This window comes from Paenibacillus terreus, from assembly GCF_042138595.1.
Classification (GTDB): domain Bacteria; phylum Bacillota; class Bacilli; order Paenibacillales; family Paenibacillaceae; genus Paenibacillus; species Paenibacillus terreus.
Genome location: NZ_JBHIRX010000012.1, coordinates 82,271 through 107,901, shown reverse-complemented (window position 1 = coordinate 107,901; position 25,631 = coordinate 82,271). Strand labels below are relative to the sequence as shown.

General features: G+C 52.2%; 15 protein-coding genes. All 15 read right to left on the bottom strand.

From position 1 onward, the window contains the following. Nucleotide 1: 1 nt before the first annotated feature. Nucleotides 2-769 carry a 16S rRNA (uracil(1498)-N(3))-methyltransferase gene (locus ACE5KN_RS20395; RefSeq protein ID WP_375526843.1) on the bottom strand — a complete coding sequence of 256 codons (768 nt, stop codon included), beginning with the start codon at nucleotides 767-769 and terminating at the stop codon, nucleotides 2-4. Nucleotides 770-929: 160 nt separating this feature from the next. After that, the gene (locus tag ACE5KN_RS20390; protein ID WP_355321135.1) at nucleotides 930-1,607 is read right to left on the bottom strand and encodes a site-2 protease family protein; all 678 of its coding nucleotides are present in this window, start codon (nucleotides 1,605-1,607) and stop codon (nucleotides 930-932) included. A gap of 2 nt (nucleotides 1,608-1,609) precedes the next feature. After that, a complete protein-coding gene (prmA, locus tag ACE5KN_RS20385; protein ID WP_375526842.1) occupies nucleotides 1,610-2,575 on the bottom strand; it encodes a 50S ribosomal protein L11 methyltransferase in 966 nt (321 codons plus the stop codon). A gap of 394 nt (nucleotides 2,576-2,969) precedes the next feature. Next, on the bottom strand, nucleotides 2,970-3,176 hold the full coding sequence (locus ACE5KN_RS20380) for a YfhD family protein (protein ID WP_375526841.1): 207 nt from the start codon (nucleotides 3,174-3,176) through the stop codon (nucleotides 2,970-2,972). Nucleotides 3,177-3,218: 42 nt separating this feature from the next. Beyond that, entirely contained in the window at nucleotides 3,219-3,590 is a 372-nt protein-coding gene (locus ACE5KN_RS20375; RefSeq protein ID WP_375526840.1) for a hypothetical protein, read from the bottom strand. 539 nt (nucleotides 3,591-4,129) lie between these two features. Beyond that, nucleotides 4,130-9,505, bottom strand: a complete 5,376-nt coding sequence (locus ACE5KN_RS20370; RefSeq protein ID WP_375526839.1) for a GH92 family glycosyl hydrolase — start codon at nucleotides 9,503-9,505, stop codon at nucleotides 4,130-4,132. Nucleotides 9,506-9,534: 29 nt separating this feature from the next. Further along, the gene (locus ACE5KN_RS20365; protein ID WP_375526838.1) at nucleotides 9,535-11,328 is read right to left on the bottom strand and encodes an S-layer homology domain-containing protein; all 1,794 of its coding nucleotides are present in this window, start codon (nucleotides 11,326-11,328) and stop codon (nucleotides 9,535-9,537) included. Next, the gene (locus ACE5KN_RS20360) at nucleotides 11,328-15,566 is read right to left on the bottom strand and encodes a PA14 domain-containing protein (RefSeq protein WP_375533141.1); all 4,239 of its coding nucleotides are present in this window, start codon (nucleotides 15,564-15,566) and stop codon (nucleotides 11,328-11,330) included. The genes ACE5KN_RS20365 and ACE5KN_RS20360 overlap by 1 nt, the downstream gene beginning before the upstream one ends. 971 nt (nucleotides 15,567-16,537) lie before the next feature. Beyond that, nucleotides 16,538-17,659, bottom strand: coding sequence for a molecular chaperone DnaJ (gene dnaJ, locus ACE5KN_RS20355; RefSeq protein WP_375526836.1), 1,122 nt, complete (start codon nucleotides 17,657-17,659; stop codon nucleotides 16,538-16,540). Nucleotides 17,660-17,861: 202 nt separating this feature from the next. After that, nucleotides 17,862-19,697 carry a molecular chaperone DnaK gene (dnaK, locus tag ACE5KN_RS20350; RefSeq protein ID WP_375526835.1) on the bottom strand — a complete coding sequence of 612 codons (1,836 nt, stop codon included), beginning with the start codon at nucleotides 19,695-19,697 and terminating at the stop codon, nucleotides 17,862-17,864. A gap of 103 nt (nucleotides 19,698-19,800) precedes the next feature. Next, the gene (gene grpE, locus ACE5KN_RS20345; RefSeq protein WP_375526834.1) at nucleotides 19,801-20,385 is read right to left on the bottom strand and encodes a nucleotide exchange factor GrpE; all 585 of its coding nucleotides are present in this window, start codon (nucleotides 20,383-20,385) and stop codon (nucleotides 19,801-19,803) included. Between the two features lie 65 nt (nucleotides 20,386-20,450). Next, a complete protein-coding gene (hrcA, locus tag ACE5KN_RS20340; RefSeq protein WP_375526833.1) occupies nucleotides 20,451-21,482 on the bottom strand; it encodes a heat-inducible transcriptional repressor HrcA in 1,032 nt (343 codons plus the stop codon). Between the two features lie 401 nt (nucleotides 21,483-21,883). Then, nucleotides 21,884-22,360 carry an N-acetyltransferase gene (locus ACE5KN_RS20335; protein WP_375526832.1) on the bottom strand — a complete coding sequence of 159 codons (477 nt, stop codon included), beginning with the start codon at nucleotides 22,358-22,360 and terminating at the stop codon, nucleotides 21,884-21,886. Nucleotides 22,361-22,431: 71 nt separating this feature from the next. Further along, nucleotides 22,432-23,619, bottom strand: a complete 1,188-nt coding sequence (gene hemW / locus ACE5KN_RS20330) for a radical SAM family heme chaperone HemW (RefSeq protein WP_375526831.1) — start codon at nucleotides 23,617-23,619, stop codon at nucleotides 22,432-22,434. Between the two features lie 142 nt (nucleotides 23,620-23,761). Then, entirely contained in the window at nucleotides 23,762-25,576 is a 1,815-nt protein-coding gene (lepA, locus tag ACE5KN_RS20325; protein ID WP_375526830.1) for a translation elongation factor 4, read from the bottom strand. Nucleotides 25,577-25,631: the final 55 nt, after the last annotated feature.

Genomic DNA, 25,631 nt, shown 5'->3' with positions numbered 1-25,631 from the left:
GTCAATTCCCTCCCATTTCTCCTGATTCATATAGTATACATGCCAACGCGGCCATGCCCGCCGTCTCGGCGCGCAAAATACGCCGTCCCAGACCGGTGGAACGGGCTCCCGCATTCTCGGCGGCCAGGCTCTCCTCTTCGGTAAAGCCTCCCTCCGGTCCGACAACAAGCAGAATCCGGGGTGGTTCCCCCTGCTGCCTGTTCTGTTCCATAAAAGGAGCGATCACGTCGCGCAGCTGGCAGCCGTGTTCTTTTTCATAACAATAGCATACCAGGTCATACCCCGCAAAAGAGGCAAGCAGCTCTTTCCAGGAAAGGGGAGCAGCGATGTCGGGAATGCGGTTGCGGTGGCTTTGCTCGGCGGCCTCCTTGGCGATTTTGCGCCAGCGGTCGAGCCTTTTGCCTTCCTTTTTGGCATCATACTGCACCACGGTGCGCGCAGACAGGAAAGGAACAAAGGCATACGCCCCGATCTCCGTACATTTCTGGATCACCGTTTCCATCTTGTCGCCCTTGGGCAGACTTTGGGCAATCGTAACCTTCACCCGCGGCTCGGAGGTCATTTCAAGCATCTCGATGACCGCCGCAGTGACACGGTCCTGTTCTATGTGTTCAATCTCCGCGAGCGCTTCGCGTGCAAGGCCGTCGCTGACGATGACCTTGTCACCGGGACGTCCGCGCATCACCTTGCCGATATGGCGGGCGTCTTCGCCTGTAATGATGACGATTCCCTCCTGGAACTGCTCTGGCGGAATAAAATAGCGCTGCATCGCTTTGTTTCCTCCCTGAATTGCCTTGCTTTCTTGTAACACGTATTCAAAAATCGTCTCCAAATTTATATCTTACAACGTTTACAGATGAAAGGCCATACCTTATCATGTCACAAATCTAATCAAGTCCAACAAAAAAGGAGCCCGTCGGCTCCTATTATTAAAAAATCAGCATTGCGAAGCTCGCAAATCCTTGTGTAATGGTATTTACCAGCCCATACAGCGGTGTGATGGTCACCGCCCGCACCGGCGGCAGCACCAGGATCAGCAAGAATATAAAAATGGACCACTGCTCAAACTGCTGCAGCTTGCGCCGCAATGGCGCAGGAGCGATATCCTCCAAAATTCGGTATCCGTCCAGAGGAGGAAGCGGAATAAGATTGAACAGAAATAAAAGCACATTCAGTGAAATCATATAATTGAAAAAGATGCGAACCGCATCAAATACGCGCGGGTTGGCGTCCAGCCCGGACATGCCCCAATGCACAATCGCAAAATAAATGATGGTCGAAAGGAAAGCAAGCAGCAGATTGCTTAATGGACCCGCGGCAGAAACGATGACGCCCATCAGGCGGGGGCGGCTGAAATTGTCGCGGTTGACCGGCACCGGCTTCGCCCAGCCGAAGCCCGCGATCAGCAGCAGCAGCGTGCCGAGCACGTCCAGGTGAACAGCCGGATTAAGCGTCACCCGTCCCAGCAGCTTGGCCGTAGGATCGCCAAATTTGTTGGCAAAATAGGCGTGCGCAAATTCATGCACGGTAAACGCGATAATCAGCGTCAGCAGAACAAACGGCAGCTCATCGAGGCTAAAGCGGAAAAAGTTGTTCAGAAAGTCCATCGTCAGCCCTTCCTCGCCACAAAGGCGATCCAGTCTTCATCCCGGTGTTTGTCCTGAATGGTAAAGCCTGCAGCCGTCAGCGCTTCCTCCACGACCTGCTCTTTGTTCTTCCAGATGCCTGAAGCGATATAAATGCCGCCTGGCTCCAGCGCCTTATACACGTCCTCGATGAACAGCAGAATGATTTCGGCCAGAATATTGGCCACCACAACTTTAACCGGCAGCTTTACGCCAAGCGAAGGATCATTACCGTCCAGCACGGACAGCAGGTCACTTTCCTTTACTGTAATTTGCTGCTCCAGCCCGTTCAGCTGCGTATTAGCCAGCGCACTGGATACCGCCACCGGATCAAGGTCCAGTGCAAGCACATGCTTCGCGCCCAGCTTGATCGCCCCGATCGCCAGGATACCCGAGCCCGTACCGACATCAATGACCTCCTCGCCGCCTTGGATAACCGATTCCAGCGTACGCAGACACAAGGATGTGGTCGGATGCGTTCCCGTCCCGAAGGCCATGCCCGGATCAAGCTCAATGATCTGCTCCGCTGCGCTCGTCGGCTCGTAATCCTCCCACGTCGGCTTGATGGTCAGACGCTCCGATACGCGCTGCGGCTTGAAATACTGCTTCCACGCGTCAGCCCAATCTTCCTCGTTGACTGTGCGCTGCTCAAAGCTGTACCCTCCTGGGTCAATGTCGAACGTTTTCAATTGCTCGATCCGGGGCTCAAGCTCCTGCTGGATTTCATTGAGATCCGTCTCCTCGTTAAAATATCCCTTGATGACCGCCCTCCCTTCGGGGATGTCGTTCAAGGGCCGCTCATACCATTGGCCGTAGGATGTATCCCGCTCCTTGTTCAAGGTTCCGGACTCTTCGATGGATACACCGCCCGCCCCGGCTTCGTGCAGGAAGTTGGAGATCATCTCCACCGCTTCCTCCGTAGTATGAATTGTAAGCTCATGCCATAACATCTATCTTTCTTCCTCCTCGTCTGCATGCATAGAGTTTATTGTACTATACATGCGTGTACGAGTTCAAAAAGGGGAATCGCAGCAAGGGCCATTTGACCTGATGCTTCCTTTTTGCGTTCTGAGATGTTCCGAAGACGCTCCGAGAACGAAGCATTCCTACAATCGCTGTTGACCCTTCGGGCCAAAGGCGAGATCGCTCCGCTTTTCCGGAATTGCTTCGTCCTCTCCGCTGCTGTGTGCGTACGCATACCTGTAACTTAGAAATAATCGCGGTCAAAAGGAACTTCAGCGATTCCTGGGCAGGCAAAAAGGTCGAGAACAGCTGCAGCTCCGCTGCTCCCGACCTTTGTAATCAATAAAAGAAATGCGTGGACAGCCGGATCAAAAGGGAATGTCAGAGCTTTGTCTCCTTGTTCTTGGCCGGGTCCGTCAAAATGCGCTCCTGGCGGCGGTCGGCGGCCTCGCTGCGGCGCAGCGCCTCTACGTCATCGTGATCAGCCAGTTCAGCGGAAAATTCCACGTCCTCATTTTTGGCTGAACTCATAATCTTCATTTTCTCCGTTTTCGTAAACGCTTTATCATACCGCTTGTTCGTAGGCATTACACTTTCTCCCTTCCATGGCTTTCTTTTTTAAATGGTATTCTATATCATGCCGCCGGCCTGTTCTACAATGGAAAGCGCCTGATGGTGAACCGACTCATCCACAACTGCTGTCAGCAGGATATTTCTGCCTGTCGGTCCTCCTTGTCCGCCGTCGCTCATGCCGCTGGCTGATGGATCGGCTGCCGCCAGGATGCCGGAGGATCTGTTCGTGAAATCTCCGCCATGCACCAGCGAGGAAAGACTGCCGAAATGCCCGGCCAGGGCCGGCAGGCCGTCCGCAGGCTCTGTACCCGGATATCTGCTGAAACCGTCAATGGACATGTCGACCACCCGCAGAGCCTGCAGCTTCTTCGCCGCAGCCTGTGCCTCCTCCGGACTTTTGAAATAGGCTAAAATGTTTTTCTCACCCACATGCCATCCCTCATTCCTCTGTTTTGAGCCTCGTTAACCAAAACGTCAATCGACGTGCTTTCAAAAAAACCAGACCAGGTTTAACGGAAGTTTTTATGGCGATATCAGGATGCCGAAGCTCCGAAGTTTGTCTGATATCGTCAGTAAAATCCACGCCCGCCAATGTGTAGGATATGCAAAAAATTAGAATTTATTTGGGACAAGCCGACGGCCGGACTCCAGCGCCCTTATTCCTCAATTTCCGAGTAATTTTGACCATTAAGCGGACCTGTATGCACTTATTTCGCAATTTTCTGCAGCGTCACCTCCTCATGGCCTTTAATAAAGTCTCCTGAGTCCGGATAGCCTTTAAAAACGCCCGATTTCATCTAAATAAGCGCATTGAGGTCCTTTTAACTAAGATTAAAGACACAAGTGGCACCAATAGGGGCCGCAGTTACAAATGGTTCGTGCTCGTAACCTCTAACAACGCAAAGGACGCCCCAGGTTGATAAAACCATTTGGGACGTCCATTGATAAATCATTATATGACCCGCTGCTTATTCAGCCGCGGAGAATGTCATGCTGTCCAAGTTCCCGACATACATCAGGCTTGAGGTAGTCGAGCCTTTGAATACCACACAAACCGTTTGCACACCGCTGAGTGTCTGGTTCAGCTTGGCGACTGCGGTCTTGTACGTTCCCCAGCCGCTGCCGGTATTCGGCAGATTAACCGTACCGACAAGCTCGCCATTTGCATCATTCAGGCGGATTTCCGCTGTCACGTCGGCCGGGGCTTTTTGTGAAGGCGCATCATACACGATCTCCACATTATTTTTCCCCTTGGTGCCAAAGTTGACATCGTTAAAGGTCAGCCATGCGCCGTCAAATGTATTGCCCACAACTGTACCGCCATTGTTGCTTTCCGTTTTCAGCGGTTTGTTATTAAACGTGTTGAGCGCCGAAGACCATTCGCTGCGACTCTCAAACTGTACGGTCACATCCGCTTCCGGTTGTCCAGGTTGTTCCGGCTCTTCCGGTTGTTCAGGCCCTGTGCCTACAGAGAAGCTCGCATTATCAAAATTGCCGATGTATTTGTAAGTCGAATCGGTTGTGCCCTTGAATACGAGATAAACATCCTGCACCCCGGTAATAGGCTGTGTCAGGCTGCCTGTCACCGTAGCGTAGGTGCCCCAGCTGCCGGCGGTTGGAGGTGTGGCAACTTTACCAACCAAGGTGCCGTCTACGCCGCCGAGACGAATCTCTACCGCCGCGTCGGCAGCCGTATTCCCGGTGTTGCCGGCATACTCAATGGAAAACTGATTAACTCCCACACTGCCGAAATCCATATTGAGATAAGCCAGCCATGCACCGTTAAAAGTATTCGCAACCTGCTGTCCGCTCTTGCCGGCTTCCGTTTTCAACGGCCCATTATTAGCGGGATTCGCATTTGTGGACCATTGATCGTACTTTTCCAGTTCCAGGCGGGCATAATCATTTCTGATTTTGACATAGTCCAGCGTAAAGCGGTCGAAATTGCCCATGTACAAATGGCTGCTGTCCGTGCTTCCTTTCATGACAAGATACAATTTCTGCTTTCCTGTAATGGTTTTGTTCAGGTTCGCCTCGGCTGTCTTGTACGTTCCCCAGCCGCTGCCGGTATTCGGCAGTTGGACCGTTCCTACGAGCTCGCCATCGGCTGCACCAATTCTAACCTCAAGAATGCCATCCGCCGGTGTTCTTGATGTAGGAGCATCATACTCAACTGCAATATGGTTTACGCCCTCGGCTCCGAAATCAGCATCCTCAAAGCTGAGCCATGCGCCGGTAAAGGTGTTGGCGACCACCGTTCCGCCATTGCCGGATTCCGTTTTCAGCGGATTATTGTTAAATGTATTGACCTCCGGCGACCAATTGCTGCGGTCTTCGAACTCGAACACGCCGCCATTGCCGGACTGCTCTCCATCCTCCGGTATTTCGACGATTGGAGGTTCTTCTTCCTTCACCGGAAGCGGCAGAGGCTCAATTTCCTCATCTTCCCCTGGTGTCCCCGGATGTGGCTCCGGTTCCGGATCCGGAGACGGAGCCGGCACCGGCTCTGCCTGGGACACGATCGGATCGGCCAGCCACAGCGAATCATACACGTTGCCGTTGTACTCATCGACCAGATAGATATTCAGCTGATAATTGCTTGCATTGACGTTAAAGGTCTGTGAAAGATCGAAGCTGCCCGTCTTAACAGGTACGGCGTTGGATACCCAGGCCTGCTCGCTGCCATTCATGAGCTGGAACACGGCTACGGCCGAATCGACATATTGGCCTTTCAGTGTGCCGCTGACATCCACTTTCATGTTGCCTTTACGATTCACATCCGCCTCCAGATCGAAGACGTCCCACAGAACGTCTGACGTATAAGGCTTGTCCGACTTCAGCGCCTCACCGGTCGTACGGCCCTGGCTTTCGTCCTTCTTGACTCTTACCTGAATCGCTCCCGCTTCATATTCCGCCGGACCGACGATCTGCGGATTAGAGGTAACAGTCTGCCAATGCGCCCCGCCATCTGTCGTGAATTCATAATCCGCAGGCTCGTCCAAGCCGGGAACATTCGTCCAGCCGAACGTGTTGGCGGCATCGTCTACGACGGGATTGGTCGGAGCTGCAGGCTTCGCCATCTGCTTGACGGCTGCCAGACTGAAATCGAAGGCAATGTCCGAGCTTGTGGCATTGACCTGATGAACCTCCGCTGAGAGCACGTTGGTGCCTTCAACCAGGTAAGACGGATCAATTACATAGCTGTTCACATTCCGCTCGTCACCTACTGTGGCATTTGCATAGGTGCCATAGTCCGCATTTCCTTGCGGCATATTGGTACGGATGATCTCACGACCGTTCAGGTACACGACCGCTCCGTCATCACGAATCAGACCAGCTTCCAATTTCGTGATATCCTGCAGATCGGTAACCTCAAACGTTTTCCGGAAATAGGTGGTCGGATACTTGTTATTTCCGTCCGGTCCATAGCTGACCACCGTATTCGCAAACCCTTTGCTGTCGTATCCGAGCACACCTTGGCCCGCAGCCCAGGAGCTGTCGTCAAAATTCAGGGTTGTCCAGCCTGCGCCGGCATATTTACCTTTGTCCAGATACCTCCATTCAGACTTTTCCGCAATCAGATCCTGACGGATCAGGTTGTTATCAATCTCTGTCGCGTAATTCGTCATGGGCGGCATCGCTGCCTTGGAAGCGCCCCAGGATGTATTCGGCACGGAGCCCATGGAAAATTCCAGGGTGCCGCCCTGCATGATATCCTCATAGCGAATCCAGGCTTGATCGAAGTTCGCGCCGTTCAGCTCGGCGCTCTGGATAAAGCGGTTGTCGCTCGAAACGTTATTTGCCTTAATGGTAAAGGTGTTGCCGTTGTCCAGGTGCAGCTTTACTTCCGAGAAGATCGGCGAGCCGATCAGGAACATCGCTTCGCCCGGATTTCCCGGATAAATGCCCATGGCACTGTACACGTACCAGGAAGCCATCGCACCGGCGTCGTCGTCCATGGATGGCAGATACCCTTCCGGATCATCGCGGTAAACCCGTGATTTGATCGGATACGCATAGCGGCCATGGTTATGGTAGTTCTGTGTGACAACCTCTGTTGTGTACTCCCTTGCATAATACTGCGTCAAATAAGGCATGCGCAAATAGTTAAACAGGTAAGGAGCATCGAGTGGGGCGGTTTCATTGACCGCCATATATTCGTTGATCTCGAAGAAATGCAGCAGTTCGCCCGCCATTTCACGGATGCCACCCATCAGGTCGGCCAGTCCGGCAATATCCTGCAATACGAAAAAGCGGTACTGCCACAGGTTGCCCTGGTATGCATACTTATCCACCTGCGTAATATCCGATGCCGCTACATTGCGGCCATTTGGGGTGAAAAAGCCGCGTTTTTCGCCCTTTTCATCCACTTGTTCCGGATTCCACAGCTTTTTGTAGGACAAGGCAATGTCCTTGTACTTCGCATACGTGTCCTTGTCGCCGAGCATCTCAGCCAGCTTCATGGGAAAATACGCGCTGTAGGCTCTTTCCAGCTTACCGGAAATATCATTGTCGCTGTACACATAATGGTCGGTATCGTCAGCCATGCCTTCCAGTGCCGTGTACGCATCAAAATCTGTAAAGCCTTTGGAATAAGCATCCAGAATGACGGCGCCGTTAAACTCGTTTCTCACCGTCGGGCTCGGCCAGTAGCCGTCGCCATATTGCGTGTAAGAGCCTCTCGTTTTATAAAGATCAACGAGTGATTTTACCATGTTCTCATATTTTTTCGGCTCCAAGATGGAGTACAACGGGTACTTCCGGAAATCATCCCAGGTCGACCAGCCGTTGTAGTACTCAAAATCGTCGCCGAACTCCGAAGTATTACGGATCGTATTTTCATCCCTGCCCGCCCGGAACTCGCCTGTCGAGCTCGTTACGTTTTTCGGATGCAGGAACATATGGTAGAGCTGTGTATAAAAAATGGTCTTTTCCTTTTCATCATTGTCCGTGATTTCGATCTTGTCGAGCACTTCGCTCCACATGCTGCGCGCTTTCTGATGCTGTGCATCAAAATCCCAATCCGCAATATCGTGATCGCGCTCATACTTTGCCTGCTCTACACTGATTGGGGAGATTCCGACCTTGGCCTGAATCACTTTATTGTTCTGTGTATCGAAATCCAGCCAAACCCCGGTGTTGGAGCCGCTGCGCTGAGATACCGCTCCAGTATCGGTGCCTTTCCACGAGGTGTATGATGCAAAATTATGATCAAACTGAATGGAATAGTACAGCTTGTAATTGCCGTATCCGCACACGTTTTTGGACTGGATCATGCCCGAAATTTCATTATTGTTTTCCACGTTCAGATTGGCGTCCAGCATTCCCGCGTAGGAGTTGGAAAGATCCACAAGCACAGAGCCGTCCGCCTCATTGGCCGGGAATGTGTAGCGGTGGAACCCGACGTTGTCCGAGGTTGTAAGCTCGACATGGATTCCGGAGGCCAATTCCACACCATAATAACCAGGTGAAGCCTGTTCGCTGCTTTTATCGTATTTCTGCTTGTATTCACCGCTGTTATTCGTAAAGGTGCGGGTTTCCGGCATCATCAAAATATTGCCGCCCCCGCCGCTGCAGCCGACGCCGCTGAAACGCAGATGTGAGAAGCCCTTTAAATTTTTATCCTGATAATAATAACCGCTGAAAGCTCCCCCATCCCCATCAGGCCCCAGTGAAACGAGGCCAAACGGCGTGGAAGGTCCCGGGTTCGTCTGCCCGTTGTCGCCAAGCGTGTTGATGAACGGATCTACATAATCCACCGGCAGCTTGTTGGTCGCGGGATAATCAGGCTCCTCCCCTTCATCCACTCCGTACAATTCGAGCTCATACAGCCGCACCGTATTATTGTCATGCGCCCCGCGCTCTACATAAAATCTGACGTACCGGCTGGAGAATGCCGGAACATAGCGGTCAACAACGGTTTGCACATTGTCTCTCACAAAATCGACGGTTTCCCACTTTTTGCCGTCCGCACTTTTTTGCAGGCGGAAATCCTTCGTATTCCAGAACGGAACGTTGCCGGATTCACTGAAGGCCGCATTGTATACAACCCATTCGTTAATCGTATACACCTTGCCAAAATCCAGCTTCAGCCATTTGCCTGAACCGCTCGAGTTGTCGCACCATTTCGTGCTGGCGTCGCTATCGACGGCATTTTTGCCGCCCTCATTGCTGTTGCATTGTCCCGAAGCTGTCACCTTTGCGTTCAAGGCGACATTGCGGGTGTTCTTCCCCTCCGCAGAGGGGGCGGCAGATGCCGCCCAAATCAAATTTACCGTTACGGATTCCAGCATCATCAATACGAACAATGCTGCCATTATCCTTGCTACCAACCTTTTCACCATGGCGTGCCGGTCCTCCCGCTTCCCTTTTATCATAAACTGTCCGCCAGCAACCGCTGGATCATCACGGCGACTTCAGCCCGCGTAACCGGGTTTTTCGGCTTAAAGGCTTTTCCGTCTCCCTCGATCAATCCTGTTGACCAGGCTTCCTTCACAGCCGCGGTTGCCCAGGAAGAAATCTTGCCGGCATCGGCAAAGGAGGGCTCGCCCTGCTGCGGCTGAGTCGTGCTGAAATATTTCGCAGCCCGTACAAGTGAAACTACCGCTTCTTCACGGGTAATCCGGTCTGCAGGACGGAATTTTCCGTCATAACCTGTTACGATGCCAAGCTCTGCCGCAGCCGCGATCGGACCGGTATAATACTGCCCTGCCTTCACATCCGAGAACGGATTTGCGGCATTGGCCGATGACTTGCCTGTCTGCTCGATTGCCCGCATGATCAGGGTTACGAACTCGGCCCGTGTAATGGCACGGTTCGGCTCATAATGCCGCTCATCCACACCAGTGACGATTCCCTTCGCCGCAAGCTGGTTGACAGCCTGCTCGGCCCAGTGTCCTGCCAGATCAACAAATGTTTTGTTGTATTCAAGCACTGTATAATACGAGAAATGCTTGGCCGTGAAGGTGAACAGATCTCCGTTAAGCTTGCCGCCGATATATTCCAGCTGCTTGCCATCCACGTAATACACACCAGCATGAGCCGCGCGAAGCTTCGCTGTCTGCTCTGCCGTCAACCGGATCGTTACCGAGGCTGGCTTGTCCAGCTCATGAATTTCCACGACTTGGCCGTCTGTTACAAGCTGGATGACTACAGAAAGCACAATTCCGGTCTGTGTGTAATTCGTGTTCGCTTGCAGCGCCTGTTCAATCACCTTACCGGCTTCCTCTGTCATGGCTGTTTTCAGCACAATGCGCAGGATGGATTGCTCCTTGGCCGCAGACGCTCCGATGGAGCCGGCCGGGAAGCGGACCGTATGATTACCGGACGTAATGATCAAATCCAGCTGCTTGCTCTGAAGATCCTTCAAGGAGCCTGCAGGGAATTCCAATGGCGCACCGGATTCACCGGCTGCTGCCGGAAGCTGGATGGTCACTGCATCCTTCGCTTGGCCTGCCGCCCCCGTCAATGTTCCACTGCCTGCAATATAAGTTCCGTTCTGCCCCTTCTCCGGTTGAATAACCGCTCCAGTTACTTGACCGGCGCCGGATGGAATGCCCGTTTGTTTCGGGGTAACAACCGTGCCGCCACCTCCGCCGCCACCGGAGCCAGAGCCGCCACCAGATCCGCCTTTGTCCGGATCATTAATGCCACCGTTGCCTGGATTATTGCCGCCATTCCCCGGGTTATTGCCACCATTCCCCGGATTTTCGCCGCCATTCCCGGGTTGATTTCCATCCCCGGCAACTGAAAATGTTTTACTTGTCTGAACTCCACCGCTGCCGGCCACCACCGTATAGGTGCCAAAGGGAGCAAGCTCCTCGCTCGTCGGGATGGCTACGTTCACGCTATAGCTGCCTCCGGTGGCCGGGATGACATCAATATAAAACACTGTCTGATTCGGACTTACGATTTTAAGCACAACATCATGGCTTCCCTCCGGGACCGTTCCGGATATCGTAATTGCACCGCCGCGCCGTATTTCATTCGCACTCAGCTCCAGCGCGAAGGCAGCCGCTGTATTATCAGCAGAACCGATGCTTTCTGCCGGCGGAGTGCTGCCCGCTTCAGCTGCATAGATTGAAGCTGGTGAAAGCAGACATGACATGACCAGACCAACCGTTAACAATTTCTTCACCGTATGCAGTCCTCTCTTTCTTTCATCCATTACTTGAACTCCACCGGTTCCGCCAGGTGTACCGGAATGTCAAGGTCGCTGTTGAATTCATCAAATACGAATACCTTCACCCTGTAATCCGCTCCGCTCACGTTAAAGTACTGCGAGATCGGCAGCTTGCTTTGCTTGACAGGAATCGCATTGATAAGCAGAGGTGTATCCCCGTTCAACAGTTCAAAGACCACATAGGCGTCTCCGCTGTACTCCGCCAGCTGCTCCACCTCGATTTGGACCTTCATTCCTTTTTCCCGTGTTAATGCGCCGGTTACCGAATACGTACGATGAATGCTGTTGGCCGTGAACGGTTTGTCCGAGGCGAGCGCCAGTCCGGCAGCCATTCCCTTGGCTTCATTGGCTTTCACCCGCACCATGACCGCTCCCGCGGCATAATCGCCGTCTCCGACAGTCTGAGGATTCGCCGTGACATCCTTCCAGCTGGTACCGCCATCCACGCTGTATTCGTAATTTGACGGTTCAGAATATCCAGGCACATTCGTCCAGCCGAACGTGTTATATCCATCGTCCACGACAGGAAGAGTAGGTGCCGCCGGCACGTTTCCGGCTGTGCTTACCGTGCTGGCCGGGGAGTTATCCCGCTTGTCTACCGCTGTAACGGCAAACACATAGTCCTGCCCTGAATCTTTGGTTTCTACAGCATATTGATAGCTGTTCTGCCCCTCTACCGCAGGCACGTAGACGCTCCAGTTGCGGCCCAATTTGCCCTCTGCTTCGTAAATTCTAAAACCTCTGACCGCGTCCTCCGCGCTGACGTTTTCAGGTTTCTTCCACGTAAGAATCGTTTTTCCGTCGCCCGTTTTGCTTGCCGTTAATTCTTGAACAGTCTCAGGCTTACTGTCATTTCGCACGATCGTGTAGGTATCGAACGGCTGATCTTCGCCGGAACGGAAGGATTCAAGCGTGAAGCTGTTCTCCGTCATCTTGATGCCCGTATACACCGGCTTGCGTGATTGTTCAAATGCATCCGCATAATACTTGTTCAAGCCTTGATTCACATCATAGTACTTCGTGCCTGCAGAGTTGTTGACAATGTACATCGTTCCGTCCGGATTGACCGGATTGCCCTTGGCATCCTTCTCGATGTCTGTAACCGGCTTATCGCCATACATTTGATAGGATCTCATATACGTATGGTCATGCCCTTGCAAAACGACATCAATGCCAAGCTCGTCAAAGACCGGAACCAGCATATCTCTCAATTCATAGATTTCAGCCTCATCCGAATGGCCGCCGACCGAATAAATCGCCTTATGGAAAGCGACCACCTTCCACTTTTTATCCGTCTGGGCAACCTCGCGCTTCAGCCATTCGATCTGCTGCTGGAACGCTGCCCGCTGACGGCTGTCCCAGCCCATATCCATCGTGTTCAGCACCATGAAATGGGCATCGCCATAGTCATAGGAATACACGCTTCCCGGAGGCAAAGGATCGTCGATCGAATCGTTAGGATAATAGAAGTGGTAGTAATAGTTATCGTTGTATGGCCCTTCATGGTTGCCTACCGCCGCCATCAAAGGCAAATTGAGCAGCTTGTCCTGCGGCTTTCCAAAATAATCGAGCCACTGGTACTCCAGTGCCCCGGCATCCACCATGTCCCCGGTCATGACAAGGAATTTGGAATCCGGATATCTGTTCAGTCCTTGTCCAAGCGTGTCTGCCCATACTTCATAGTCTTTCGTATTGGCCCCTTGGGAGTCTGTCATATATAAAAATTCATAATCTTGCTCATTGTCAGCTTCCGTCGTGAAGCTTCCCGCATCGCTCCAGTTGTCATCGCTTCCCACCCGGTACTTATAGGAGGTTCCAGGAGCCAGACCGGCAGCAAGCACTTTGTGGCTGATAAAGCTGCCTCTCGTCGAATTGGTAATTTTAAGATCCAATACTTTGGTGTCTTCCGGTTCTCCCACAAACCGCTTCACATCAGGCGAATCAAACTCTCCGCCAGCCGGCACAATCTCTACGATGCTGTCCTTGGCGTTTGCAGGCGCATTTTCAGGCTTGTCATATTTGGTGTACCAGGCAAAAGAACGGTTCGTTTTCGGACTTCCGTAAAAAGACATCGCAATTGAAATCGGTGAATAGTCCAGATATTCGGACTTGTTCAGCGGGCTGAAGGCAAAAGTCCCGGTGCTGCCCTGTCCTGCTGCCACCAATCCTCCGCTGCCATCATATTTAACATTCACAAGCTGGGTGGAGAGCACCGGCGCGTTCAACTCCAGCTTCAGAACAGAAGCGTCCCCTGTGGACAGCTCTGCCGCTGTCACTGTTTTTGTTCCTTCGCCGGCTGTAACGCTTAAATGCTCCGCGAGAGTATCTGGCACATTGCCCAGCTCATTCATAAAAGCAAGCTCAACATGCTTGCCGTCTTGAGCGATTTCGGATGATACCGGACCGTCATAGTCTGCAGGCAGATAAAACGCTTTTGCAGGCACAATCTCCTTGGGAACGCTCGGGCTTTCCCAGCGCAGGTACAGATTCGAGCCGCCGTAGTCTTCAAAATATTCAATTTTAATATCATATTTCCGGCCAGCCTCAAGGGTTATCGGGCTGCTTGAATATTCGACATCCCAGTCGTTTTTCCAGTGATCAATGGCCAGTTGTCCATCGATATACAAGCGGAAGCCATTGTCCCCGATCATGGAGAAGGTGTAGGCTTCAGAATATTCAGGGACGATTTGACCTGTCCAGCGGATATTCACATTGTCGTTTTGTCCGGTCCAGGTGCTCAATGCCCCTTCAAGGTCTTTAAAGTTGATTTGCGGATCAATGCGGGTCGATTTATATGGACCAAAAGCAAAATCGCCCCCGCTGTTGGTATAATATTCAGTCAGCAAGCCCTGATCTTTGGCAGGCTGTACCACTTCTTCATCGGAAGCGCTCAGCTCCAGTGAGAAGAAGGTGTCCGAGCTGCTGCCCGCATTTTGATGCACTTCCGCTGTAATTACATTCGTACCGTTTACAAGCAGAGCCGGATCGATCGTAAAAGGATACTCGTCTCGCTCGTCACCGACCGCGGTTTGTGCAAGGGTTGTGTATGTAACCGCCCCTTCAGGCATATTCGTTCTGTACACTTCCTGGCCGTTCAAATAGATGACGGCACCGTCATCCCGGATGAGCGCACCTGTCAGCTGTTTAATTGCCGTGGCATCGGCAACCGCAAATTCCTTGCGGTAATAAGTGGTGATATGTTTATTACCGGAATCATTGCCATAATTGATCTTTGTATTCAAATTCTGATCTTTACCGCTGCTTGCATACCCCAGCGGAGCCGCACCCTTTGCCCAGCCGCTGTCATCAAAATCAACCGCACGCCAGGCCGTGCCCTGATCGGAGCCATCGTCCAGATAGGACCACTGGCTGTCCTTCGCAATCAGCGCTGAACCGGCCAAAGCCGGCAGAATCCATCCTACAGTGACTGTTGCCGACGCCTGATAACCGCCGTCTTCCGTCGTCACAGTGATCACTGCGGTTCCCGCACCCATACCAGTCACAAGCCCGGAGTTGTCTACAGTGGCAACATGACTATCGCTGGAGGTCCAGGTATAGGCAGGCACGGAGGCATCTTTCGGTGTAACCGACACGGACAGCTGTTCCGTTTCGCCCGCCTTAAGCTGCAGAGCATTCTTGTTCAGACTAATGCCGGTCACCGGAATGGCAGCAGCCTGCTCCATGTAACCAAAGGCTTCGAATTCATAAATGTTCGCCTGATAGTTGTCAACCGAATCATTGGCCGGAGCGGTGATGTTCAGCTTGAAGTATCTGGCCTTCACCGGCTCGGACAAAGGATGTACAGTCTCACCGTACACATTGTCTGTAACCGTGACGACCGGCTTCCAGTTTACATCATCATCGCTGACTTCAATCGTATAATCGCTGGTGTTGAGTTCATCCTGCTCACCGCCTGCACCAGCATGCTTTATTTCAAACCGGCTGACTGTCGCCGTTGCTCCGGCATCAACCTTCAGCCAATAGGGGTTGTCTGCAGATGGAGGGGTTGTCCCCGTTTCATATGACCATTTACTATCCGTTGCACCGTCAATCGCCTGGCTGGGCGAATCTGCCGCAGCGTATCCGCTGGCCGTAGCCTCTACACCCGAACGTAAAAATACGTTGGATTCTTCCGCCGCCGCCGCTCGCGGCATAAGCTGCGCAAGGCAGGTGGAGGCCACCATAATCAAGCAGATCATGGCCACAAGTACACGCCTTGTCATCGTTTTCAATTCAATTAACCCCATTTCCTTCTTCTTCCTCCTTCTTGCTTGTGACTATTGTTTTATCTGTGACTTTTATGCAGGTCCAAGGAACAATGTTATATAGATATAATGAAATTACGTCGCTGGAAACATTTTCTGAGTGTAAACTTTCTTTTAAATACGACTTTTTTCGTTTACAAACATACAATTAACGGCATTAGGTGGAAGCATCTGTGTTGACACACAGATTACGTATGTTAAAAGAGGAGCCGACAACCGAGCGTGGCAAGAAAGGTGAACTCGCTGTCCAGAGGCCTTGCACGATTATCCCGTTTGATCAGATACAGAAAAACAGCAGTCTGGAGCTAAAAATACTTTAGGCACGTTTAAAAATACTTTAGGCACATTAATGAAGATAACGGATCAAATGTGGCACGAAAGACGGCTGTCGTTACGCTATCCAGGACAATCGAATGGGTTTATTATTTTTTGTATCGTAACTTATGGAGAAGCAGATCGGTCCGAGATCATGAGACGATCTTAGGAGAAAGCAGAGAGTTTAGGTGATGTGAACCAGATCGAACGAAAGGGAGAAGCAAGACATCGAAAAAAAGAGAAGACCGTAGTCCCCATTATCGCTTGAACCCGAATTTTTCCGATTTCCCAGTTCATGCAACCCACATCGATCAAGCGACCCACTTCATACTAACCATTCCTCGTTCAAGCACTTTGCCTTTTGAGGTGATTGCACTCACCCTTTCGAAGGTACACTTACCCTCAACTCTCAACCCTAAATCTCAATTCCCGCCCTCTGAACAAAAGGGATAATCGTGCAAAGAGCTGCATGGGCGACATGAGACAGATGGCAGCAGACACCAGATACTTTCGATCACAACAAAGTAACAGTGCCTTCAGATGCATCATGCATAACATGAAAAAACAGCAGGCTAGGGATCCTTCCCCTGCCTGCTGTTTCCATATTTCACATTTTATTCTCCGCGAAACGCACGTTTCATACGGTCGAAAAATGATTGCTCGTTCTCATGGTTCTGCTCACCGCTCAAGGCCGCAAATTCACGCAGCAGATTTTTCTGCTCTTCGCTCAGCTTGCTCGGTGTCACCACTACCACCTTGATGTGCTGGTCGCCCTGCCCGATGCCGCGCAGACGAGGCACGCCTTTGCCCTTGAGGCGGAAATAAGTGCCCGTTTGGGTGCCCGCCGGGATTTTCAGCTTCACCTTCTCCGTCAGCGTCGGAATTTCAATCTCGTCACCAAGCGCAGCCTGCGCAAACGTCAGCGGCACCTCACAGTAGATATCGTCGCCTTCACGCTCAAAGAAATCATGCGGCTTCACACGAATGACAATATACAGGTCACCGGCTGGACCTCCGCGCAGACCTCCCTCGCCTTCGCCGCTCATGCGCAGCTGTGCGCCGTCATCCACGCCGGCTGGAATCCGGACATGAATTTTGCGCTGCTTGCGGACTCTGCCCGTTCCGCTGCAGGTCGAACATTTGTCCTTGATGATTTTACCCGACCCGCCGCAGTTGGAGCAGGCACGCCGGTTCACCATACGGCCAAAAGGCGTATTCTGTACAACTTCCTCCTGCCCGGTGCCGCGGCAGACGGAGCATGTTTCCGGATGTGTACCCGGTTTTGCCCCTGATCCGTGACAGGTGTCGCAGCTTTCCGTGCGTGGAATGGTAATGTCTCTCTCGATGCCAAATATCGCTTCCTTGAACTCAATGGTCATGTTGTACTGCAGATCATTCCCGCGCTGCGGAGCGTTCGGATCACGCCGGCCGCCTCCGCCGCCAAAGAACATATCGAATATATCTCCGAAGCCGCCGCTGAAATCGCCCGAAAAACCGCCGCCCATTCCTTGGCTGGGGTCTACATGCCCGTACTGGTCATAGCGTGCACGCTTTTGCGAGTCGCTCAGAACATCATAGGCCTCTTTCACTTCTTTAAATTTGGCCTCGGCATCAGCCGCCTTGTTGACGTCAGGGTGATACTGACGGGCCAGCTTGCGGTATGCTTTCTTGATCTCATCCTCTCCGGCGCCTTTGGAGACACCGAGCACCTCGTAATAATCACGCTTGTCAGCCAATGTTCCACCCCCATGCCTTCAACGAAGTCATCATCTCAAAACAAGGAAAGCCAAAGCACGGGACGCCCCGGCTTTGACCTTCCCTCATAAACGTGGATGTACAACCCGTTATATGCGTATTTCTTTACAGTATATCATACAACGGCGTACTTTACCGGAACGGGGCCTGACAAGGCCCTTCAATCCGGATTATGTCCCGTTATCAGTCCTGCTTCTTATCTTCATTCACTACTTCATAGTCTGCGTCCACTACGTTGTCGCGGCCGCCTTCTTTAGGCTGCTCGCCCTGAGCTTGCTGGGCTTGCGCCGCCTGCTCGTACAGCTTGACGGACAGCTGCTGAATAATTCCGCTCAGTTCCTCCGTAGCTGCTTTGATTTCTTCCAGGTTGTCGGATTCCAGCGACTTTTGCAGCTTCTCTTTCGCCGCGTTTGCTTTTTCCACTTCGGAAGCGTCGGCTTTGTCGCCAAGGTCCTTGATGGTTTTGTCCACGGAGTAGATCAGCTGGTCGGCGCTGTTTTTCGCTTCAACAAGCTCTTTGCGCTTCTTGTCTTCTTCCGCATGCAGCTCGGCGTCCTTCATCATGCGTTCCACTTCCTCGTCGCTCAGACCGCTGGATGAAGTGATGGTGATTTTCTGGCTTTTGCCTGTGCCTTTGTCTGTAGCAGATACGTTTACAATACCGTTGGCATCGATGTCAAAAGTAACCTCGATTTGCGGCACACCGCGCGGTGCCGGAGGGATATCGCCCAGCTGGAAGCGGCCCAGCGTTTTGTTGCCGGCAGCCATTTCGCGTTCACCCTGCAGGACGTGAATTTCAACGCTTGGCTGGTTATCCGCATAAGTCGAGAATACCTGCGATTTGCTTGTCGGAATCGTCGTGTTGCGGTCGATCATTTTCGTGAATACACCGCCCGCAGTTTCGATGCCGAGGGACAGAGGCGTTACGTCCAGCAGAACCACGTCTTTGACGTCGCCTGTCAGAACGCCAGCCTGTACGGCAGCACCCAGCGCTACCACTTCATCCGGGTTTACGCCTTTGTGCGGCTCTTTGCCTGTCAGCTTTTTGATCGCTTCCTGAACGGCAGGAATACGGGTGGAACCGCCGACCAGCACGATTTTATCAATATCGCTTGCGCTCAGTCCGGCGTCACTCATGGCCTGGCGTGTAGGACCCAGGGTGCGTTCAACCAGGTTGGCGGACAGCTCTTCGAATTTCGCGCGGGTAAGGTTTACTTCCAAGTGCTGAGGCACGCCGTCCACAACCGTAATAAACGGCAGGGAAATCGTCGTTGTCAATACACCGGACAGTTCCTTTTTCGCTTTTTCCGCAGCATCCTTCAGACGTTGAACTGCTGCTTTATCCTTGCTCAGGTCAATGCCCTGATCCTTTTTGAACTCACTCACGAGGTAGTCAATGATGACTTGGTCGAAGTCATCCCCGCCCAGCTGGTTGTCGCCACTGGTCGCTTTAACTTCGAAGAAGCCGTCACCCAACTCAAGAATGGATACGTCGAACGTACCACCGCCGAGGTCATAGACAAGAATCGTTTGATCTTCGGACTTCTCAAGACCATATGCCAAAGCAGCCGCTGTCGGCTCGTTGACGATACGCAGCACTTCAAGGCCGGCAATTTTGCCCGCATCCTTGGTTGCCTGACGCTGGCTGTCATTGAAGTAAGCCGGAACGGTAATAACCGCCTGGGTTACCGTTTGGCCAAGATAAGCTTCCGCGTCGGATTTCAGCTTTTGCAGAATCATCGCCGAAATCTCCTGTGGGGAATAATCTTTGCCATCAATCGCCTCTTTGTGATTCGTACCCATATGGCGTTTGATGGAAATGATCGTACGGTCAGGGTTGGTGATCGCCTGGCGTTTTGCCGTTTCACCGACAATACGCTCTCCGTCTTTTTTGAAGCCTACAACAGAAGGGGTTGTGCGTGCGCCTTCCGGATTCGGGATAACGACCGCTTCGCCGCCTTCCATGACTGCTACGCAGGAGTTGGTTGTACCCAAGTCAATACCGATTACTTTACTCATACGCGTTATGTTCCTCCTTCGGATTGTACCACGGACATGAAGTCCGCTGTGGTATATGTGTAAGGATTTTGTCACAAAATCCGGGGTATAGCATCGTTAATGCCTACATGCTTACTTTAACCATTGCCGGTCGAAGCACTTTATCCTTCAGCATATAGCCTTTCTGGACTTCCTCAACAACAATGCCCTCTTCATATTCCTCGCTTTCCACCTGCATAATCGCCTGGTGGAATTCCGGATTGAACGGCTTGCCGACCGCTTCCATCGCAGTTACTCCTTCAGCGGACAGGACTCCTTCCAGCTGGCGGAAGATCATGCCTACGCCCTTGGCAAAGGATTCAGCCTCAGCACCCTGTGGAGCCGTAGCAAGTGCGCGTTCGAAGTTGTCCACGACCGGCACCAGCTCGGTAACCAGCTTCATGGAAGCATATTTCGCAAGCTCTTCTTTCTCTTTCTGTGTCCTGCGGCGGAAATTATCATAATCAGCCTGTACACGCAGAAGACGCTGCTGCTGCTCTTCCAGCTCTGCACGAAGACGGGCCGCTTCACCGTTCTCCTCCTCGGCTGCAACGGAAGCCGCCTCATTCACCGGCTCCCCGGCTGTATCCTGAGCAGTCCCGTTTACCTCGGGAGTCTCCTCCGTATTCAGCTGCTGTTCTTCTTCCTGAATCGTTTGTTCATCTTTCAAGATGTTCACCTCCTTAAGGTAGTACGATGTGTGCAGCGGCGTAGCTTACGATCCTCGGAATCCGCCTACTTGAAACGTTCTGTCAGCAAATTCGTCAGGTCCTTGGAAAGGATGCCCAAAATGCTGATGACTCTCGCATACTCCATTCGTGTAGGACCCAGGATGCCGATCGTGCCGAGCGCTTCGCCGTCAATTGCATAGGTTGCGGTAATCAGGCTGCAGTTGGCAAAAGCCTCATGATCGTTCTCTGTACCGATGCGGACCTGAACTTCAGGTCCTCCCTGCACGGGTGCCATCATTTTCAGAATGGTAGGTGTCTCCGACAGCAAATCAAGTATATTTTTGACCTTATCCACGTCTTTGAATTCAGGCTGAGTCAGCATATTGGTCGCTCCGCTCAAATACAGACGCTGATCCGAATCGCTTTCGAACGCCATATCCAGCACTTTGATTACATCCTCAAACTGGGAAACATGACGCTGCATTTCCTGACCCAGCGCGGCGTGCATGCGTGCCTTCAGCTGATAAATCGGCGAACCCACCAATTTGCTGTTCAGCATATTAATGACACGCTCCATATCGGAAACCGATATGCCCGGCGGGAGTTCTACCGTCCTGTTCTCCACATGCCCGGTATTCGTGACGATAATGGCCACCGCGGTTTGCTCGTTAAGCGGGATCAGTTGAAAATGGCGCAATGAAGTATGAAAAACTTCCGGTCCCAGCAGGATGGAAGTGTAATTCGTCATATGGGAAAGTATGCCGGATGCATGCTGAATCACTTGTTCCATTTCATTTAGCTTTTGGGCATAAAAGGTTTTCAGCTCGCGCATCTCCTGCGGCCCCAGCTTGGTCAGCGGCACCAGATGGTCGACATAATAACGATATCCTTTATGTGACGGAATCCGTCCTGCGGATGTATGCGGCTGTTCCAGATATCCCTGCTCCTCCAGATCCGCCATTTCATTGCGGATGGTTGCCGGACTGAAGCCGACATCCTTTCTCTTGGATATGCTCCGGGATCCCACAGGCTCAGCCGAACGGATATAATCGTCAATGATCGCATTCAGAATCAGTCTTTGACGTTCGGTTAACATGCGAGTTCCTCCCTTGCTGTCCAAACTGAATAAATGCTGTTTCAATAAATCATTAGCACTCGCCATTTGTGAGTGCTAACCATTAATACAAAAATACCAAACCGACCCGAGTATTGTCAAGTCAGTTCAGTACCTTTACTGCGCCTAAGCTGTTCTTTAATTGAAGCAGCTTGGTTAAATCCGAACAACGATATGAACAGGCTAAACCCGCCAACAAACGAAACAATGCCAGATTGATTCATTTTAAACATCCAAGAAAGAATAGACAAGTAGTACGAGGACGAGGAAGTTGTCATTGATGCCAATGTCCTCACCCACACCTGTCCATGACCAATTGTTCTCTAAACAAAAAGAACCATATAGAGCGCCTCTACATGGTTCTACAGCTTGCTATTTTCAAGTCAGTTCAGCTTCTTCAGCACGGCGATTTCATCGCAGGCATGCTGCTTGCTGCAGTGTACGCAATCGGTCCAAACCTTCTCAGGGAAGATTTCTTTGTTCACGACCTCAAAGCCGTTTTTAATAAAAAAAGAAACTTCATACGTAAGCGCCATAATTTTCGGAATATTCTGACGCTTCGCTTCCTCGATCAATCCGTTCACCAGCTTCGAGCCGATCCCCATGCCTTTGTAGCCTTCGGAGATTCCGAGCGAGCGCACTTCAACAAGGTCCGCACCGAGCTTGCAAAGCGATCCGCAGCCAACCACCTCGCCGTCGACTTCAGCAACGATGAACGTATCGAGCTGGCGCCTCAGCACCTCACGGGAACGCGGAAGCATAATGCCCCGCTCGGCGTAGCCGCTGATCATTTGATATAAAGGCTCCACATCTTCGGGAACCGCATTTCTGCATAAAACCTCTTTGCAAACCGAAGCCATCCCGCTCTCCTCCTGCCCCATGCTGTAAAAAGATATGAATAAATATACAACACGGCGCATGAGATTGCAAGCTAGGAATTGACCGCCACCGACCCGATAAATTCTGCGAATACGTCATTGCCGAACAAAACTCCCCGCTCGCTCAGACGATAACCGGCAGGCGTCTGTTCAAGCAGTCCGGCATCCAACATTTTGGCAATGGGGCGGGCAAACACCTTATCCAGCGGCTGGCCGAATTGACGGTTGAAGCGCTCGGAGGTTACCCCCTCCGCCATACGTAGTCCTACCATCATAAAATCCTCCATCGCTTCGGCTGCCGGAACCGGGAAGCTGTCGAGACGCGGCAGCCCTTGGGTCGCAGCTTCGATATAAGGATTGATCCCTTTAATGTTCATATGACGCTGTCCAGCTACATATCCGTGGGCGCCCGCGCCCAGGCCGTAATAATCTTCATTCCGCCAATACGTCATATTATGGCGGCTCTCATACCCAGGCTTGGCAAAATTGCTGATTTCATATTGGACGTACCCTGCCTGTTTCATGCGGCTCATAAGCAGCAGATACATCTGCAGCTCGTCGTCTTCATGCGGGAGCGGCAGCTGATTTTTCTGATACATCGTATGAAACAGCGTATTCTCTTCGACTTTCAGGCTGTAAATCGAGTAATGAGGAAGTTCAAGCTCCAGCGCCCTGCTGATGCTCTCACCCAGCATATCCACCGTCTGGTTCGGCAGGCCGAACATCAGATCAATGGACAGATTGGTAAGACCCGCCGCCCGGGCATTCTCCACGCTGCGGTATACGTCATCCGTATTATGGATGCGGCCGATGCCGCTCAGCAGCGAATTCTGGAACGCCTGCACACCGAAGCTGACACGGTTAACCCCGCCTTCCTTCATGACAGACAGCTTCTCCAGATCCGTCGTTCCCGGATTGGCCTCCATGGAAAATTCAATATCGTCCGACCAGTCAGGGAAATAGGTACGCACCGATTTAAGGAAATATTCCATCTCCTTCGGCTGCAGCACGGTAGGTGTTCCCCCGCCAACAAAAATCGTCTTGATTTCACCCGGAGGATTCAGCCTGACGGTATGCTCCATTTCTCGCTCCAGCGCCTGCAGATAACTCATCACGGGCTGGTCTTTCAATACGTAGGAGTTAAAATCACAGTAAAAGCATTTATTCGTACAAAAAGGGATATGAATATACACCGCTTTCGGTGCAGAAGAATCTTGTATGCGTCCAGTGGACAGGGTCATGCCAAAATCACTCCTTGCTCATGCGGGCAGCCCGGCCGTCAGCAGCGGCCCGGGAAACAGCCCATATATTTTGAAAAGGGAAAGCCGGTCAGGCTTTCCCTTCGATAAAGGTACATATCATACGTTGTTTATGCCAAAAGGCTTATTCGTCAATTTTCAGGACGGCCATGAAGGCTTCCTGAGGAACCTCGACGTTGCCTACCTGTTTCATGCGCTTCTTGCCCTCTTTCTGCTTCTCCAGCAGCTTGCGCTTCCGGGAGATGTCGCCGCCGTAACACTTGGCAAGCACGTTTTTGCGCATTGCTTTAACCGTTTCGCGTGCCACAACCTTCGTTCCGACAGAGGCCTGAATCGGCACCTCGAACATTTGGCGCGGAATCAGCTCGCGCAGCTTCTCGCAAATAATGCGGCCGCGGTGATATGCGCGTTCACGGTGAACGATGAAGGACAAAGCGTCAACCTGTTCGCCATTTAGCAGAATATCCATTTTCACCAGATTGGACTGGCGGTAGCCGGACAGCTCGTAATCAAACGATGCGTAACCCTTGGTGCTTGATTTCAACTGGTCAAAGAAATCATATACGATCTCGGACAGCGGGATTTCATAGGTAATCGTCACCCGCGTCGTATCGAGGTATTCCATATTCACATACTCGCCGCGCTTGGACTGGCACAGCTCCATGACCGTCCCTACATAATCATTAGGTACGATAATCCCGGCCTTTACATATGGCTCTTCAACGTAATCGATACGGCCGATTTCCGGATAGTTGGAAGGGTTGTCGATTTCGATGGTGGAGCCGTCCGTCAGCTTGATGCGATAAATAACGCTCGGCGCCGTCGTAATCAGCGGAATGTTGAACTCCCGTTCAATACGCTCCTGAATAACGTCCATATGCAGCAGACCGAGGAATCCGCAGCGGAAGCCGAAGCCCAGGGCACTGGATGTTTCCGGCTCGAAGCTGAGCGATGCGTCGTTCAGCTGCAGCTTCTCCAGAGCCTCGCGCAGGTCATTGTAGTCGGATGTATCAATCGGATACAGTCCGCAGTAAACCATCGGGTTAATCTTGCGATAGCCCGGCAGCGGCTCGGGTGTCGAATTTTTGGCATCTGTGACCGTATCACCGACACGTGTATCGCCGACATGCTTGATGCCTGCGACGATGAAGCCTACGTCCCCGACATTCAGCTCGTCCACGATCGTCATCCGCGGCATGAATGCCCCTACCTCGATCACCTCGAACGTCTTGTCGGTGGCCATCATTTTGATTTTGGAGCCTGCCTTGATTTTGCCGTCCACGACGCGCACATACACGATAACTCCCTTGTAAGGGTCATAGTGCGAGTCGAAAATCAGGGCCTTCAAAGGATTGTCCGGGTTGCCCTGCGGCGCAGGCACGGCTTTGACAACCTGCTCAAGAATTTCCTTGATGCCGATGCCCGCCTTGGCGGAAGCCAGCACCGCTTCGCTCGTATCCAGGCCGATCACATCTTCAATCTCCTGCTTCACACGCTCCGGATCAGCGCTCGGAAGATCAATCTTGTTGATCACCGGCAGGATTTCGAGGTCATTGTCAAGCGCCAGGTACACGTTGGCCAGCGTCTGCGCTTCAATGCCCTGGGCGGCATCCACGACCAGCAGTGCCCCTTCACAGGCGGCAAGGCTGCGGGAGACCTCATACGTAAAGTCCACGTGCCCCGGGGTGTCGATCAGGTTCAGAATATACTCTTCCCCGTCATCCGCCTTGTAGTTCAGCCGGACGGCCTGCAGCTTGATCGTGATGCCCCGCTCGCGTTCCAGCTCCATCTGGTCAAGCACCTGCTCCTGCATTTCGCGGGATGTGAGAGCTCCAGTGTACTCCAGAATCCGGTCCGCCAGCGTCGATTTGCCGTGGTCTATATGTGCAATGATGCTGAAGTTACGAATTTTATTCTGTCTCGCTAAAATGTCCGTCATGCCTTACCCCCACACAAAGCCTAGTGTCAATCGCTTCATTATACCAGTTGCGCGG